Consider the following 16,728-nt stretch of genomic DNA (forward strand, 5'->3'; position numbering starts at 1 on the left):
CGATGACAGATTATTTTGCTTTTTACGGGCTGCCGCTGAGCTTCAATCCCGATCAGGAACTCGTTAAGCAGCAGTATTATGCGCTGAGCAAGCGTTATCACCCCGACTTTTACATCAATGAAAGTGAGGAGAAGCAGGCGGAGGTTTTAGAGCTAAGTACACTGAACAACAAAGCTTACCAGGTGCTGAGCAACAGGGAGCGCCTGATTCAGTATGTGCTTGAACTGGAAGGTGTGATCAGTGAGGGCGAAAACTACGCTCTACCTAAGGATTTCCTGATGGATATGATGGATATCAACGAATCGCTCATGGATCTAAGTATGGAACCCGACGCAGAGCGTCTTGCAGTGCTCGACCAGGAAGTGGCGGCAATCGAACAAGGGCTGTCGGCCCACCTCGACGAGCGCTTTAAGGAGTTCGCGCAGCAGAAAGGGAAAGAGCGTGGGGTAACGCTGCAAAAGATCAAAGACTTGTATTACCGCGGGAAATATTTGCAAAGGCTGAGAGGTAACATCAGCAAAGCCGTGGTATAAAACCCGAAGTAACAAAAAAGCCCTTGTCTTAGACAAGGGCTTTTTAATTGCATAGCCAGGTGGTTATTTGCCTGGAAGACTGCCATTAACGCGGTTCAGTTTGTCGGAGAACAGCTTCATATAAAAGCCGCCCACCACACTTCTCGCTTTAAAGTTATCACGAATGCCCGTGTTGGTATCGTAGAAGTCGTTTAGAGGTACTCTCGACTCGGTTTCTACCGCGTGCTTGTAAACCGGTGCAACCAGGGCTTTGAAGTCCTTCTCATTGCTCGTAAAGGTGGCTGTCCACAAGATCCAGTCGTTCTTGGTGTAGGCCTTTCTGCTGTCTAAAGGCAGTCCGTACCGGTTTTGCTTGTTCAGGTAGTATTTGATCTCGGTGTCGTACACCTTTTGAGGGAACAGGTTTAAGTTCAATACTTTATCCCAAACCAGGTTATACTTCTGACTCCAGGTATTCTTATTATCGAAAGTAAGCGCATAGTGATCGCCCGCATCTGCCATTTGCATCCACTGAGGTACCATGGCCTGAGCGATGTCCCGGTATTTTTTTGCGGTCTCGCTGTAACCTAGCGACTCTGCCAATTGCGCATAGCAGGCAATACCTACAATAGCTTTTACAGAAAGGTTCGCGTTTCTGGCCAGGTGGCCCGCGAAGTCGTCAGTACACAATTGTGTTTTCGGATCCAGTCCCTCCCTGGTCAGATAGTCTGCCCAGGTAGTCAGAGTTTTCCAGTGCTTTTTAGCATAGTTGGCATTTCCCTGTGCTTTTGCGATGGCTGCGGTAAGGATAATCATGTTGCCCGACTCCTCCACCGGCATAGGCTCGCCGTAGGTTTGTCCGTTGGCCAGAGGGTACGTGCCAAGGTCGTGCGCAGCCCATGGATGCGGATATTTACCGCTTTCGCTGAAATAGAAAATACCGTTGAGCATGCCTTGCAGCAGCTGAGGATTGTAGATCAGGTATAGCGGAGCCGATGGGTAGGTCACGTCTACAGTATTGATAAAGCCGCCACTGTTGTTTTCCTTAGACAACCAAAGGATTTCCCGTTCCGGACTTTTCACGAGGGTATGAGCGGCAATACTCTGACGGTATGCCAGGTTACATAATTCCGCGTAATCCTTGCCGCCAGATTTCAGGGCATCCGCATAAACAGTTTTGTTGAATGCCTCGCACTTTGCCAAAACAGCTTTGTAAGCGTTCGAAGCATCCGTCATTTGTCCCTCAATGGTTTCCTTACCCGATGTATTCCACCATGGTCTGAGATTTCTCTTAAAGTACTGAATGGAATAGATCTCATCGTAAGCTAGCTGGATATATTTCTCAACCGGCGTACTGCTCACGCTTCCAAAGGGAATGATGGTATTCAGTGCCAGCGAACGACCTTTTTGAGCCGTGGTGGTTACAATGCCTTTTCTGAATGCATCTGCTGCATTCTTTTGCGGGGTAATAAATTGTATGGCTCCCGCAGTTTTAGGCGCGGCTACATAAAAATAGCCCCAGTCGATACGCATATCATCGGCGGCCTTTTGTAACACGGGCTGCTCAACGGTTCCTGTTTTCAGAATATTTAGTTTGGCGGTGCTGTATTTTTGCGCTGTTACTTCCTGCGACGGGCGGTACACGGCAATATCAGAAGAAGCGCTCATAAATACTTTCACCTGATGCGTTTTATTGTCGTTGGCTTTAACCTGATAGGTTACATAAGATACCGGACGGGCAAGCACACCAAGGTCATCCATCAAAAGAGGAGACGTAAAGGTCAGTTTCAAATCAACCTTTCCGCAGGTAAAATCGTAAACGGTTTGGGTTGCCTTAAACTCCACGTTCGTCTGCCTGGCAAGTTGTACGGCGCCCGACTCGTCTTTCAGTTTATTGGAAAGTCCGAAATCCAGATAGCGGCCTCCCGCCGTGTTTACCAGGTGTATCGCGATCACGTTTTTGCCTTTTTTCAGGGCACGCTTATCGCTGTCGCTAAGCGCTATGTACTGAAAGTTCGATGTCCAGCCCACCTTGGTATAGATCTTCTTCCCGTTCAGGTACAGGTTGATGTTATCATCATGGTTCAGCTTTAGATAAAGCTCGTTTACAGACTCCGGGTTTGTTACGTCAAAAGTTCTTCTCACCCAGATGTCGTGCGACTTCCACATGGTTTTTGCCGTTTTTGCGTCATCCCCGATTGGAGCCGCACCTGTACGCCAGCTCGATGCGTCGTAATCGGCCGACTGCCAGTCGCCCTCAGGCTCCTTCTCGGTATATTTTACCTGGTATGGCGCGTCATCAGAAGCAGCAACCACCGTTTGGTAGTTGGGCGCCTCTTTACCCATAAAGCGGTATATCGTACCGTCTACGTTGATCATACCTAAAAGCGAATGATCTGCGCCGGTCCAGTGCTGCGTGGCCGACTCGTTCAGCTTGTCGGTGCTCGACCAGATACTAAAGTTTGGATTGTGGGTAATGAGGGGGTAGGCTGGGGCCTTTCGCTCCTGCGCGCCGGCCGGATTGGCAAGCGAACCGCAGGCCACTATGGTAAGCAGCCCGAAAAGTTTGGTTTTGTTCATCATTTGTGTGTTAACTATAGGTTCCGCGTTTTACATCGCATAAAACGGTTCCCTAAAATAGGAAAATTATTTCAAGTAAGGGGAAGCCGCCCAGGCGATCTCCTCGAAAACGATTTAAAAAAGAAAGAGGCTGGTCTAAACAAAGACCAGCCTCTTTCGGCCATTAAAGAACCTTTCTAGGGCAGAATCGTATCTTTAATATTTTCCATAATACCCTTATCCGGGGCAATCATCTGTTGCTCCTGGGCGTAGCCCTTTACATCAGGCATGCCAAGATCTGGCCTCGGTACGCCCTGTTGGGCCGTCATCACGCTGAATTCGCCCTTGCCGTCTATCGAGGGGCCGCTTGTCCACCTGCCATCAGCTGCCGGAGGGGTCTCAATGTTTGTCGACACAAATTTGTAATCGAAGTCTTTCACATGCGCCGACATCGGGAAGGTGTTTGGAATCGGCAGGTTCGTGCCTACTCCACCAAGGTCTTCCAGAACGGCCAGCCATTGGTTCTGGTGCATGGCGTCCCTGGTGATCAGGAACGACAGCATATCTTTCATGCCCGGATCATCAGTCAGCTCGAACAAGCGGGTAGCCAGTACCCTGCCGGTCGATTCGGCCATAACGTTCGCATACATGTCGGCCGCTATGTTCCCGCTGCCAACCACCCATGAGCCATTGAACGGTACCCCGTTGCTGTCGACAGCCATTGCCGAAAGACCAGACGAAATCACATGGCGCGGATCCATACCCCCAAGGATGTTGCTTACGATTGGGTTTTCACCGGCTATCTTATCTTTCAATTCGTTGGTAGCGCCATCCAGGTTTAAGGCCACAGCCGTACATAGCATCTCAATATGCGAAATCTCTTCCGTTCCGGTGTCAAGCAGCATGTCGCGGTATTTGTTGGGACCCCGATTGCCCCAGGCTTGAAACAGATATTGGAGACACACACGGATTTCTCCCTCAATGCCGCCGATGGCTTGCTGCAATAGCTTTGCAAACGCTGGATTTGGCTTGTCTACACGTACGGTGTACTGCAGATTGTTGTCGTGATAAAACATAGTATAAGAATTAGTTAAACAATAGGTTACACCCATCACAACCAATCCCGAAGCCTAATGGTTCATCCAATAAACACGTATTCGGCCGGTAGAAACACGCGAATTAATCCCTGCTCATTTCCGGATTATAATGCAGTCCGGGTGTAAGCCAGTAGAGCAGTATTACCCGCGAAAAGCGGTAGTTGAACGGCGAAAGGATGAGTACTGCCGGAAAGATGGTCGCAATATACAGCCACATGTTTTCCAGGTTGCCCGTTAAAACGTAGGTCGCTACGGCAATCGAGATGATCTCCGCAACGTTCATGGCGTAGCTGATAAACATCGAAACGTAGAAGTACCCCGGCTCGCGTTCAAATCTTAGTCCGCAATGCGGGCATGTCACATGCATTTTCTGAAGCTTAAAACCATACATTGGTCCGTCGAACATGTTTCCTCTTCTGCATCTTGGACATTTGGCGTGCATCGCTGCCGAAAATTCTGAGCTTGTGTCAATTTTTAAAGGCTTCATCGTCTTATTTTTTTAAAGTGTGTTTTCTGAACTCCTCGGGTGTCTGGCCTACGTACTTCTTGAAGAACTTCGTAAAGTAGGAGTTGTCGTTAAAGTTCAGTTGGAGGGAGATTTCGCTGATCGGGAGATCGAGATTTACGAGTAGTCTTTTAGCTTCAAGCACCACCCTGTTCCGGATCACTTCTCCGGCTGGCATGCCTAACAGATCGTTACATAAGGCATTCAGATGATTAGGCGTAATGTACAATAGTTCCGCATAGGCCTTTGGTAGTCTGAGTTCGGCAAAGTTCCGTTCAATCAGTTGCTGAAAATTCTTGAGCAGGGTATAGTTGTACGATGTTACGTATGCGCCCGGCTTTTCGGTCACCAGGTCAGACAGCATGATAAACATTTTTAGCAGCAGGATCCTGATGTAGTCGTCGCTAAAGCGTTTGCTTTGATTTCCTGCGATAAGCAGTTCCTCGAATATCCCGCCTATGGCCTGGCGACAATCCTCAGGGACTTCCAAAACGGAATCCCTGACAACGCCTGAGAAGAAACTGAATTTTTGCAGATAATCGGTAAGCAGTAAAAAGGACTGAAAGTAATTACTGGAAAAGTTAATCACGTAGCCGTCGACCGCCCCGGTAAAGCTCCAGCTGTGTACCTGCCCGGGAATCATAAAATAGATTTGCCAGGGCTTAACCTCAAAGTTCTCGAAATCAATAGAATGATGTCCGGCCCCTTCGGTAAACAGCACGATATGATAAAAACTATGCCGGTGTGCGTAATGTAAATGCTGATGCGTTTTTGAATACGGCCCGAACCTGCTTACAATGATGTCTTCCTTACGAAAGCCTGTGAAGCTGCTGATGTCGTATATAGGAATCTCATTTTTCATATGTCAAAGTTACCTGATATTGATCGGTAATAATGGTATTGCTTACCTGAGTTATGGTGTTTTTTACGGATTAACAAATTCAAAAACCGTCTGCGAACGATAAACTTCACCCGGCTTTAGCAATGTGCTGGGGAATTTTGGCTGATTGGGAGCGTCCGGATAATGCTGAAATTCCAGGCAAAAGCCCCCGTATCTCGTCATGGGCTTTTGCTGTCTGCCCATTAAACCCCGGTTTAGGTGGTTTCCTGTATAGAACACCAATCCCGGCTCGGTAGAGTATGCTTTCAATACACGGCCAGAATGCGGGTCGTAAGCCTGTGCAGCGAGTCTTAACTTCCCGGACTGATTTTTCAACACATAAGTAAGATCATAGCCGTTACCTATTTTCAATGCTGGGTGCTCGTCCTTTATCCGCTCGCCAATCGCTTGTGCCCTGGAGAAATCCAATGCTGTCCCATTTACAGGCAGGATTTTCCCCGATGGGATATTGTTTCTATCGGCCTCCAGGTATTTGTCAGACCAGATGCGCAACTCCGTATCCAAAACAGTCGCCGAACCTCCGCCTGAGAGATTGAAATAAGTGTGATTGGTGAGGTTTACATGCGTAGGCCTGTCGGTAGTGGCCGTATAGTCAATCCTGAGTTCATTTTTGTTTGTCAGCGTATAACTTACACTTACTTCAAGATTTCCAGGGTAGCCTTCTTCTCCGTCCCGGCTTAGGTAACTCATTCTTATGCCAGGCCCGTCGCCCTTCCTGATCTCTTCTACATTCCAGATCCTTTTATCAAAGCCAAGTTTACCGCCGTGAATATTCGAGCTCAGGATATACTCCTGGGCCCCGATGGTAAATCGCCCTTTAGCAATGCGGTTGGCCACACGACCTACGATGGCGCCCATTAAGGGGTTGCGAGGGGATGTGTACGCATGTAGCGAATCGAACCCTAACACAACGCTACCCAAAACTCCGTTTCTGTCGGGAACACGGATATCCGTAATTGTAGCTCCATAACTTATCAACTTCACCTGCATGCCTTGTGCGTTGGTTAATACGTATTCGTAAATCTCCTGCCCGTCGATTTTTCCAAAAAGGTGTTTCGTAAGATATTGCTCCTGCGCAGTCGCGCAGACCTGATGTAATAATAGTAAGACAAAGACTATCAAATTTTTAAGCATTTTCATTTTTACCTATTTTTAATCATCCCACAACGATTAATATACGATATTGGGGTGTATACACAAAAAAACCAGATATGAACCTTACTTACCTGCGATCGCTCTTTTCCGCTGCGAGGAATATTTTTGTCATGGCGTTGCTCTTTTTTCCAATGCTGAGTGTCGGACAAAAGCAAGTCCGCTTAACAAGTTACGTAAACCCTTTACTGGGTACAACCGTGCTGACAGATTCATCACTGCTGGGGTACAATCCGCCATGGCGTACCTGGAACGGTCTTACGGGTCCCGGAGCTACAGTGCCCCACGGCATGGTGCAGGTCGTTCCCGTTACCACCTATGGCAGCGGCAGCGGTTATGAATACGAGATAAATACGATAAAGGCAATTGCGCAAACCAGCGGAAATCATTGGGGCGACCTCAATATACCGGTGATGCCTTTGGAAGGAGCGGATTTTACGGCGGATGATTTTGCTTCTGCCTATAGTCACTCCACTGAGGTAGCACGCCCCGGCTATTATGAGGTTATGTTAGAACGCTATAAAATAAAGGCTCAACTTACGGCCACAAAAAGAGCCGCATACCATAAATATACGTATACAGGTGGTCAGGCTAAGAAACTGGCATTCGATCTCGTCCGTGCGGGTGGGGGAAGTAGCACCTGGGAACTCAGCCAGGCAGGGGATTACGCGCTAACCGGAAGGCAGGGCAACCTTTACTTCTATGCAGTGGTGAACCATAAGATAAAAAGCATAGATGCATACAAACGAAATCCGAATCAGCCAGAAGTTCCGCGCAGCGGGCAGGGCGCCGGGGGACAAAGAAAACTTACCGGAAACCTGGACGTTATGGTAATTAGCCTTGAAAACTCCAATCGGCCGCTCGAGCTAAAAATTGCCCTCTCACGAGTCAGCCCCGAGGGTGCAAAAGCCAACTATGACGCGGAGATTGCTAACAAGGACTTTGATCAGGTGTATAGCGAAGCGGATAAAACCTGGGAACAACTCCTCGGTAAAATCAAGGTTACCGGCGGAACAGAGAAGCAAAAATCCATGTTCTATTCATGCCTGTACAGACAGTTCTGCTACCCTAGTGTAACAAGCGATGCCGATGGTAAAACAGGCGGGCGAATTCAAAGCAATCCGGGCTTCGAAACTTATGCAAGTCCCGCACTCTGGGATGTTTTTCGTACGCAGCTGCCAGTCCTGGATCTGATTGAGCCGGATGTAAGCAATAACGTCATCAAATCGATGATTCTCAATGGTGAGCGTTCCGGATTTCTGCCCACGTCATTCCATGGTGATTTCGCGTCGACCTATATCGCGGGTGCATACGCCCGGGGAATAAGGGATTACGACGTTAAAGAGGCTTACCGGCTTATGCTTAATAACGCCAATACCCCAACGGGCGAAGGGGTAAAGGGGCCAAGACCGCATAACGGCCAATACCTGAAATTAGGCTATCTGCCAGAGGCGGATATCAAGAACCCTACCACCGAAACGGTGTCTACCGCGGGTACTACCAAGACACTTGAGTTTGCGTACTCCGACTACTCCATAGCACAGCTGGGCAAAGCCTTGGGCGACAATGATACTTATAACATCATGATGAAACGGAGCCAGAATTACCGGAATGTGTTTGATGCACAGACCGGGTTTATGAGGGGGCGTCTTGCCGATGGAAAATGGGTTAGCCCGTTTGATCCGGGCTACCCTTACTACGAATTTATGTATCGGGAAGCAAATGCCTGGCAGGCCTCCTTCTTCGTGCCACAGGACACCAAAGGGCTTATATCCTTATATCAAAGTCCCCGCGATTTTGAACTTAAAATAGACTCACTTTTTTCCGTTCCCTGGGGCGGCTATGCTAAAGATAACCTCTCGGTATTTCTCGGACAATTCTGTATGGGAAACCAACCCGACTTCAGTTATCCTTACCTCTACTATTTTGTGAATAAACCCGAGAAGTCACAGGCCATACTTAACAAACTCATGTCAGATTGTTTCGGCATGGGGGCTGAAGGACTTGCGCTGGCTGGGATGGATGATTATGGATCACTTACAGGCTGGTACGTACTAAATGCCATGGGCATATATCCTTATTCTCCTGCAGATCCTGAATACATCGTATCTGTACCCATTTTTGACAAAGTTGAAATGCAACTTGGCAACGGCAAAGTCTTTACCATCAACAAAAGAGAAAAAGGGAAGCATATCTCAAAGATCACTATAGCTGGTGCTCCTTTAAATGGCTGGTTTGTTAGCTATGCAGACATTGCCAAAGGCAAGCAATTGGATGTTTTTACGAAATGACCGTATTTATACTGGTTTCCGCGCTGCTTTAAACCTTTTGTAAGCTCTGGCAATTACATATACAAAGTTTTTGTACATGTTAAGTTCCAAAGGGCACAAAAGAGTCATAATCACCAATATTTCGCCGTCGGTCGAGGAAGGTAAGTTCCCGGCCAAGGCAGTTTTAGACGAGGAGATAACGATTTCTGCCGATGTTTTCGGCGACGGCCACGATGCGGTGTCCGCAAGCTTGTTCATTAAACACATTGATGAGGATAAGGCACTCGAGGTACCGCTGAAGCTATTGTATAACGATTGCTGGCAGACGAGATATACATTTAACCGCCTGGGTTTTTATGAGTTCTGGATTGAGGCCTGGGAGGATCATTTTGCCAACTGGCGAAATGGTTTGCTCAAAAAGCACGCTGCCGGGCAGAACCTTGATGTAGAATGGCTCATCGGCACTAAGCTGATTGATGATGCGGCTGAATATCTCGCTGATCGTCGGGATTTGCTACTGGACTGGGTTCAGCGGATACACGATGCCGATAGTGACGACGAGAAGGTAGCGTTGGTGACGAACGCCGAATTGAGCAGGCTGATGTACCAATACCGGCTGGAAGATAAAACCACCCGGTACCCCTTTGTATTTAGGATTGAAGTCGAGCGAAAAAAGGCTGCCTACAGTACCTGGTATGAATTGTTTCCGCGGTCGGCTGCCGCGGAACCGGGTAAGCATGGCACATTTAAGGATGTGATCAGGTTGCTGCCACGGATTGCCGAGATGGGATTTGATGTGTTGTATTTTCCGCCGATCCATCCGATCGGGGAGGTCAACCGAAAGGGTAAGAACAATTCACTTACAGCCGGACCAGATGATCCCGGATCGCCATGGGCTATTGGAAACAGGAAAGGCGGACATAAAGCGATCCATCCGCAACTGGGCACAATGACCGACTTTAAACGACTGGTCAAAGCCGCCAAAGCTCAAAACATAGAGATTGCGCTCGATATCGCGTATCAGTGCGCACCAGATCATCCTTACGTGAAAGCACATCCGGAATGGTTTGTGTGGCGGCCTGATGGTACCGTGCAGTTTGCTGAGAACCCGCCAAAAAAATACGAGGACATCTTACCTTTCAACTTTGAGAGTGCCGACTGGGAAGGTCTGTGGAAAGAGCTTAAGAGTGTAATCGATCACTGGGTGGCAGCGGGCATCCGGGTATTCCGGATCGACAATCCGCATACCAAGGCCTTTGCGTTCTGGGAGTGGATGATCAATGAGGTGCGGACTGCTTATCCTGAGGTGATCTTCCTTGCGGAGGCATTTACGCGTCCGCGGATCATGGAGCGGCTGGCTAAGGTCGGTTTTAATCAGTCCTATACCTATTTCACCTGGCGAAATACGCCTGAGGAGATTAAGGAGTATATGACGGAGCTGACCAAAACCGAGCTTCGGTATTATTTCCGGCCAAACTTCTGGCCAAACACACCCGATATTTTACCTCCGGTTTTGGTCGAGGGCGGAGAAAACGCGCACATTATGCGTTTGATCCTGGCCGCGACATTGTCATCGAACTACGGTCTATACGGACCGGTTTATGAGTTCGGCATTAATGCGCCCCACGGGCAGAAGGAGGAGTATATCGATAACGAGAAATACGAGATCAAGCACTGGGACTGGGATAAGGAAACGCGCATCCGGGAGATCATTACGCTCGTGAATCAGATCAGACGCGAGAACCCGGCACTACAGTCGACCTGGAATATTGAGTTTGCGAAAGCAACCAATGAGCAGTTATTATGCTTTGTAAAGGTAGACGAGCGCAGCGGTAACCGCCTGATCATAGCGGTTAACATGGACGTTTGGAATAGACAATCGGGCATGGTGACGCTGCCGATGAAGCACCTGGGTATCGACTACGACACACCGTTCGAGGTGCACGACCTGCTGAGCAAGGAGCGGTATTCCTGGAAGGGCGACAAACAATATATTGAGCTAAATCCGTACCTGATGCCGGCTCATATTTTTAAAGTAATTATTTAAGCACGTATCGACATGGCTGAAAAGAACACTGTACTGGACGACAAGCTGCACTGGTATAAAGACGCGATTATTTATGAGCTGCACATCAAGGCTTTTCGAGACGGCGATTGCGATGGGATAGGCGACTTTAAGGGGCTGATGGAGAAACTGCCATACCTGGAAGACCTGGGAGTTACAGCCATCTGGCTGCTTCCGTTTTATCCATCCCCACTTAGAGACGATGGTTATGATATTGCCGATTATTACCAGATCAATCCCTCGTATGGCGACATTAAGCAGTTTAAAGGATTTTTAAAAGAGGCGCATAAAAGGGGACTGAAGGTGATTACCGAGCTGGTCATTAACCATACCTCAGATCAGCATCCATGGTTTCAACGTGCCAGACGGGCGCCAAAAGGTTCTCCGGAAAGGGGATATTATGTGTGGACGGACGATCCAAAGCAGTTTAAAGATGCAAGGATCATTTTTCAGGATTACGAAACGTCTAACTGGACCTGGGATCCGGTTGCCCAGCAATACTTCTGGCATCGTTTCTTCCACCATCAGCCCGACCTGAACTATGATAATCCGCTAGTCAGACAGGAGGTTTTTAAGATCATCGACTACTGGTGCAAAATGGGTGTCGACGGTTTCCGGCTGGATGCGGTTCCTTATTTATTTGAAAGAGACGGCACCAACTGTGAGAACCTACCCGAAACGCATCAGTATTTGAAAGATCTGCGGAGTTATGTCGACAAGAAATACCCGGGAACGTTGTTGCTTGCTGAAGCTAATATGTGGCCTGAAGATTCGGCGGCTTACTTTGGTGACGGCGACGAGTGCCACATGAACTACCATTTCCCGCTTATGCCGCGGATGTTTATGTCACTGCAGATGGAAGACCGCTATCCGATTACGGATATCTACGACCAGACGCCCGGAATCCCGGAAAATTCGCAATGGGCCATATTTTTGCGAAACCACGATGAACTGACACTTGAAATGGTGACGGATGAGGAGCGGGATTATATGTACAAGGTGTACGTGAAGGATCCAAAAGCGCGGATCAACCTGGGTATACGGCACCGGCTGGCTCCCTTGCTGGAAAATAACCGGAAAAAGATCGAGCTGATGAATGCCCTGCTGTTTAGTTTGCCGGGAACGCCCGTTCTTTACTACGGCGACGAGATCGGTATGGGCGACAACTTCTATTTGGGCGACAGGGATGGTGTGCGCACACCGATGCAATGGGATTCTGAGCGGAACGCAGGCTTTTCGGAGGCCAATCCTCAGCGCTTGTATCTGCCCTTGATACTGGACCCGCAGTTTCATTACGAATCAATCAACGTTGAACTGCAGTCGAGAGACACCTCTTCCCTGCTGTGGTGGATGAAACGCATGATCAGCACGCGCAAACGGTACAAAGCTTTTAGTCGCGGCGACCTGAAATTCATCAACAGCGAAAATGCAAAGGTGCTGGCCTTTACGCGAACTTACGAAGACCAGACGATGCTTGTGGTGGCCAACCTGTCGAGGTTTGTACAACCTGCTGAACTCGATCTGGAGGAATACAAAGGTTATGTACCTGTCGAGATACTTAGCCGGAACCGCTTCCCTGCGGTAAAGGAGGGAACCACCTATTTCATAAATCTTGGAGCGTATGCGGCACAGACATTCCTGCTGGAAAAAGTGCATCCTGATCTGGTCAGCGAAGAGCGATTGCCAGACTTGAGTCTGGAGCGCTGGAAAGATCTGCTGACGCGCGATGTGCTGGAGAAAATGGGACAAAATATTTTACCTAATTATATCTCGCGGCTCCGGTGGTTTGGTGGAAAAGCCCGCGGTATGGAAAGCCTGAGGGTGACTAATGCGGCGACGATCTCAACAGCCGGTGATCCGGTGTATGTGCTGCTGCTTGAAGTGACCTATCGCGACGGATTGCCCGATCTGTATCAGCTTCCGGTGGCCTGGGCGAGGGGAGAATCGGCATATAAGCTACAGGGCAACTGTCCGCAGTCGGTAATTGCCTCACTAACGATAAATGGGGAGGAAGGGATCCTGTATGATGCAATATATGGGCTTGATTTTCAGTCGGCCATTATCAATATGATGGCCTCCTCACGTGGCGTCTCGCAAGGCTCGTCTGAGGTGATTTTCTCAGGTAATAAGAAGCTGAGGAAATATATCTCCGAAAACCCCAAGCCGAAACCGAAAGTTATGTCGGCCGAACAAAGCAACACATCGCTGACGTACGATAATTGCTATTACCTGAAGATTTACAGGAAAGTAGACCGTGCGGTGAACCCGGACCTAGAGATGAATAAGTACCTGAGTAGTAAGGCGGGCTTTAAATACATCCCCGAGTTTGTAGGAACAATGGAATGGAGCTTCGGCAAGGAAACGATGGTGCTCGGCATGATGCAGGAGATGGTACAAAGTACCAGTGATGGCTGGGCTTATATGCTCGACCGGTTGGATACTTTCAATGACAAACTACTGGCTGCGACAGACCTTTCCGTGCTGCCAAAGGATGTGGCGGGAACATTGACCGTGCCGGTTGCCTTTGAAGACGTGCCTGCGGGCATTAAAGAACTTTTAGATGCACCCGTGGCTGAAATGGTACGCCTGCTGGGCGTACGGACGGCTGAAATGCACCTGGCGCTGGCGTCGGCAACCAACGAGCCCGCATTTGCTCCGGAAGACTTTTCACTGCATTATCAGCGTTCGTTGTTTTCTTCCTTTCAGTCACTGGTACGCGTCGCGTTCAGCAGTCTGAGCAAAAATATGAAGAACCTCTCGCGTGAAGTGTACGCAGAGGCAGAAGAACTGCTGAAGTCGAAAGCCAGGGTGCTGTCGGTATTAAAGAACATCTACAGCAAGAAAATAGACGTGACCAAGATCCGTATTCATGGCGACTATCACCTGGGCCAGGTATTGTTTACAGGCAAGGACTTTCTGATACTCGACTTTGAAGGCGAGCCTGCAAGGAGCTACAGCGAAAGGCGCCTCAAATATTCACCCCTGCGGGATGTGGCCGGTATGATCCGATCTTTCCATTATGCAGCCTATGGCAGTTTGTTCCTGGATAACCAGATCAGGAAAGAGGACATTAATGTGCTGTTGCCCTACGTTGAGCAATGGTATCACTATATGAGCGGATTTTTTATGAAGGCGTACCTCGAGGTAGCTTCAGAGACTGCTTTTGTTCCTGCTGAACGAAGCGACCTCGCCATATTGATGCAAACGTACTTGCTGCAGAAAGCGATCTACGAGTTGAATTATGAATTGAATAACCGGCCCGACTGGGTGATCGTGCCGATAAGGGGTATACAGGCCATACTGGCAATGAACGACAAAAACCTATCCTAATGGACTCTACTTTAGTAAATTATACGAGCTATTCTTTGTTTTCGGAATATGATATCCACTTGTTTAAGGCGGGTAAACATTACCACCTGTTCAATAAGCTGGGTGCGCATCAGATCGAGAACGCAGGCGTTAGGGGAGTGTATTTCGCGGTTTGGGCACCTAATGCGCGCTATGTTAGCGTAGTAGGCAATTTCAATGGCTGGGACAGGGACTCGCACCGGATGAATGTCCGCTGGGACGGCTCGGGGATATGGGAATGCTTTATCCCGGAGCTTCCGCTAAACGAGCTGTACAAATACTATATTGAAGGAAACAATGGTTATCAGGTAGAGAAAACCGATCCGTATGCCAGCTACTACGAGGTCTCGCCCGGCACAGCCAGCATCACCTGGTCGCTCGACTACCAGTGGAACGATACAGACTGGATGGCAAAGCGCGCCGCGGGAAACGCACTTGAGCGCACAATGTCGATCTATGAACTTCATCTCGGCTCCTGGCGTCGCCCTGCAGAAGGTAACCGGTACTTAACTTATCGCGAGTTGGCTGCCGAGTTGCCCGGCTATTGTAAGTATATGAACTTTACTCATGTGGAGTTTATGCCTGTAATGGAACATCCTTTTTACGGATCCTGGGGTTATCAGATTACCGGTTTTTTTGCGCCGACGAGCAGGTACGGCACGCCACAGGATTTCATGTATCTGATCGATTGTCTGCATCAGGAGGGAATAGGGGTTATACTGGATTGGGTGCCATCGCATTTTCCGACAGATGAGAACGGCCTCGGGTATTTTGATGGTACGCATTTATTTGAATACGAGGATACGCGGAAAGGTTTTCATCCCGACTGGAAGAGTCTGATCTTTGATTTGACCCGGTTTGAAGTCAGGGCCTTCCTGTTGTCCAATGCTTTGTACTGGCTGGAAAAATTTCATATAGATGGCCTTCGCGTGGATGCTGTCGCTTCTATGCTTTATCTGGATTACTCCCGTCGCGATGGAGAATGGGTGCCTAACATACATGGCGGCCGCGAAAATCTGGAGGCAATCGACTTTTTGAAGGAGTTCAATACAGCCGTGCATAACCATCATCCGGATGTGATAACGATAGCGGAAGAATCGACCTCCTGGCCAGGTGTAACACACTCCGCTGAGCATGGTGGTCTGGGTTTCGACCTGAAGTGGATGATGGGCTGGATGCACGACACGCTCGACTATCTGCAACGCAATCCGTTTTACCGGAAGCACCACCAGGGGCAGCTGACCTTTAGCATGATGTATGCGTTTTCTGAACGGTTTGTACTGCCGCTGTCGCACGATGAGATCGTTTACGGCAAGCACTCACTGATCAGCAAAATGCCCGGTGACGAATGGCAGCAGTTTGCGAACCTGCGATTGCTGTTTGCTTACATGTACGGTCACCCCGGAGCCAAACTGATCTTTATGGGCGGTGAGTTTGCACAAAGGCATGAGTGGCGTCATGACTTCAGTCTGGATTGGGATGAGAACCTGAGACCGGCGAATCAGGGGATTCAAAAGCTAGTTAAAGACTTGAACGGCCTCTATCAGTCATTGCCTGCGCTTTATCAGCATAATTACGGTCCACAAGGTTTTGAATGGATTAATCCGGACGATGCTGAACGGAGTATTATATCCTGGGTTAGAAAGGCTGAGGGAGCGGGCAATTACCTCATATTCGTCGCCAACTTTACGCCTGAGGTCCGCAGGAATTTCAGGATAGGCGTGCCTGCGAAAGGATTCTTCGAGGAAGTGTTGAATACAGATGATTCGCGTTACGGCGGGAGCGGCGTTGTTAACGACGGCCTCATTGGCACCTCCCCAATTCCATATAACATGCAGACGCATTCGATACTGTTGACCTTGCCGCCGCTGGGTGTTACTATTATTCGTTGTTCGGACGGAGTTTCATAGATGAGTCGAAGGTCCACCTATACGTCACTATAGGGATACGACGCTACATCGTTGCTAATAACTTCGACTTTACTAGATTATATGTGGATAATGATAGCATAAATAGCGTATGGTTAACCTATCCTTGACATATCGTTGGGATATCTAAAGGATATATCAACGATATCCCAACCATATATCAAGGATATACCAACGATATACCAACCCCCTATTTATTATGTAATTATTATCTGAATATATCCTAGTTATTACGAACGAGGTTGCCGGATTACGCACATGTCGTTAAAACAAAAAGCCTGACACTTTCGTATCAGGCTTTGTACCTTGGGCCGGAGTCGAACCGGCACGGTTTCCCACAGGTGTTTGAGACCAGCGCGTCTACCAATTCCGCCACCAAGGCATTTGCTGT

The 16,728-nt window shown here is 48.6% G+C and carries 10 protein-coding genes and 1 tRNA gene; 5 read left to right on the forward strand and 6 right to left on the reverse strand.

Annotated features, from left to right (window positions below; all coding sequences use genetic code 11):
- Positions 1-2: 2 nt before the first annotated feature.
- Complete coding sequence (locus J3P40_RS16785; RefSeq protein ID WP_256007424.1) at positions 3-533, forward strand: iron-sulfur cluster co-chaperone HscB C-terminal domain-containing protein; 531 nt, start codon at positions 3-5, stop codon at positions 531-533.
- 63 nt (positions 534-596) lie between these two features.
- Here J3P40_RS16785 and J3P40_RS16790 read toward each other — a convergent pair whose 3' ends face one another.
- The 5 genes from J3P40_RS16790 to J3P40_RS16810 form a co-directional block, all read right to left on the reverse strand.
- On the reverse strand, positions 597-3,092 hold the full coding sequence (locus J3P40_RS16790) for a glutaminase family protein (RefSeq protein WP_256007425.1): 2,496 nt from the start codon (positions 3,090-3,092) through the stop codon (positions 597-599).
- A 176-nt stretch (positions 3,093-3,268) separates the two neighbouring features.
- Positions 3,269-4,147: a manganese catalase family protein gene (locus tag J3P40_RS16795; protein ID WP_256007426.1), complete on the reverse strand. Its 879-nt coding sequence runs from the start codon at positions 4,145-4,147 to the stop codon at positions 3,269-3,271.
- Positions 4,148-4,250: 103 nt separating this feature from the next.
- On the reverse strand, positions 4,251-4,655 hold the full coding sequence (locus tag J3P40_RS16800; RefSeq protein WP_256007427.1) for a DUF983 domain-containing protein: 405 nt from the start codon (positions 4,653-4,655) through the stop codon (positions 4,251-4,253).
- A gap of 4 nt (positions 4,656-4,659) precedes the next feature.
- A complete protein-coding gene (locus J3P40_RS16805) occupies positions 4,660-5,535 on the reverse strand; it encodes a helix-turn-helix domain-containing protein (protein WP_256007428.1) in 876 nt (291 codons plus the stop codon).
- 63 nt (positions 5,536-5,598) lie between these two features.
- Positions 5,599-6,714, reverse strand: coding sequence for an aldose epimerase family protein (locus tag J3P40_RS16810; protein WP_256007429.1), 1,116 nt, complete (start codon positions 6,712-6,714; stop codon positions 5,599-5,601).
- 71 nt (positions 6,715-6,785) lie between these two features.
- Between J3P40_RS16810 and J3P40_RS16815 the strand changes: the two genes are divergently transcribed.
- From J3P40_RS16815 to glgB, 4 genes are all read left to right on the forward strand, one after another.
- The gene (locus tag J3P40_RS16815; protein ID WP_256007430.1) at positions 6,786-9,017 is read left to right on the forward strand and encodes a GH92 family glycosyl hydrolase; all 2,232 of its coding nucleotides are present in this window, start codon (positions 6,786-6,788) and stop codon (positions 9,015-9,017) included.
- Between the two features lie 76 nt (positions 9,018-9,093).
- Positions 9,094-11,043 (forward strand): alpha-1,4-glucan--maltose-1-phosphate maltosyltransferase, encoded by a 1,950-nt coding sequence (locus J3P40_RS16820; RefSeq protein WP_256007431.1) that lies wholly within the window; start codon positions 9,094-9,096, stop codon positions 11,041-11,043.
- A 12-nt stretch (positions 11,044-11,055) separates the two neighbouring features.
- Positions 11,056-14,391, forward strand: coding sequence for a maltose alpha-D-glucosyltransferase (gene treS, locus J3P40_RS16825; RefSeq protein ID WP_256007432.1), 3,336 nt, complete (start codon positions 11,056-11,058; stop codon positions 14,389-14,391).
- On the forward strand, positions 14,391-16,319 hold the full coding sequence (gene glgB, locus J3P40_RS16830; RefSeq protein ID WP_256007433.1) for a 1,4-alpha-glucan branching protein GlgB: 1,929 nt from the start codon (positions 14,391-14,393) through the stop codon (positions 16,317-16,319). The genes treS and glgB overlap by 1 nt, the downstream gene beginning before the upstream one ends.
- 320 nt (positions 16,320-16,639) lie before the next feature.
- On the opposite strand, the gene J3P40_RS16835 is transcribed toward glgB, so the two are convergent.
- Positions 16,640-16,719, reverse strand: a tRNA-Leu gene (locus tag J3P40_RS16835).
- Positions 16,720-16,728 lie beyond the last annotated feature (9 nt).

This window comes from Pedobacter deserti, assembly GCF_024436415.1.
Classification (GTDB): Bacteria; Bacteroidota; Bacteroidia; order Sphingobacteriales; family Sphingobacteriaceae; genus Pedobacter; species Pedobacter faecalis.

Coding starts and splice junctions, on each gene's coding strand:
- J3P40_RS16795 (WP_256007426.1), bottom strand. CDS start 4,147: ATGTTTTATCACGACAACAATCTGCAGTACACCGTACGTGTAGACAAG.
- J3P40_RS16790 (WP_256007425.1), bottom strand. CDS start 3,092: ATGAACAAAACCAAACTTTTCGGGCTGCTTACCATAGTGGCCTGCGGT.
- J3P40_RS16785 (WP_256007424.1), top strand. CDS start 3: ATGACAGATTATTTTGCTTTTTACGGGCTGCCGCTGAGCTTCAATCCC.
- J3P40_RS16800 (WP_256007427.1), bottom strand. CDS start 4,655: ATGAAGCCTTTAAAAATTGACACAAGCTCAGAATTTTCGGCAGCGATG.
- treS (WP_256007432.1), top strand. CDS start 11,056: ATGGCTGAAAAGAACACTGTACTGGACGACAAGCTGCACTGGTATAAA.
- J3P40_RS16815 (WP_256007430.1), top strand. CDS start 6,786: ATGAACCTTACTTACCTGCGATCGCTCTTTTCCGCTGCGAGGAATATT.
- J3P40_RS16810 (WP_256007429.1), bottom strand. CDS start 6,714: ATGAAAATGCTTAAAAATTTGATAGTCTTTGTCTTACTATTATTACAT.
- J3P40_RS16820 (WP_256007431.1), top strand. CDS start 9,094: ATGTTAAGTTCCAAAGGGCACAAAAGAGTCATAATCACCAATATTTCG.
- J3P40_RS16805 (WP_256007428.1), bottom strand. CDS start 5,535: ATGAAAAATGAGATTCCTATATACGACATCAGCAGCTTCACAGGCTTT.
- glgB (WP_256007433.1), top strand. CDS start 14,391: ATGGACTCTACTTTAGTAAATTATACGAGCTATTCTTTGTTTTCGGAA.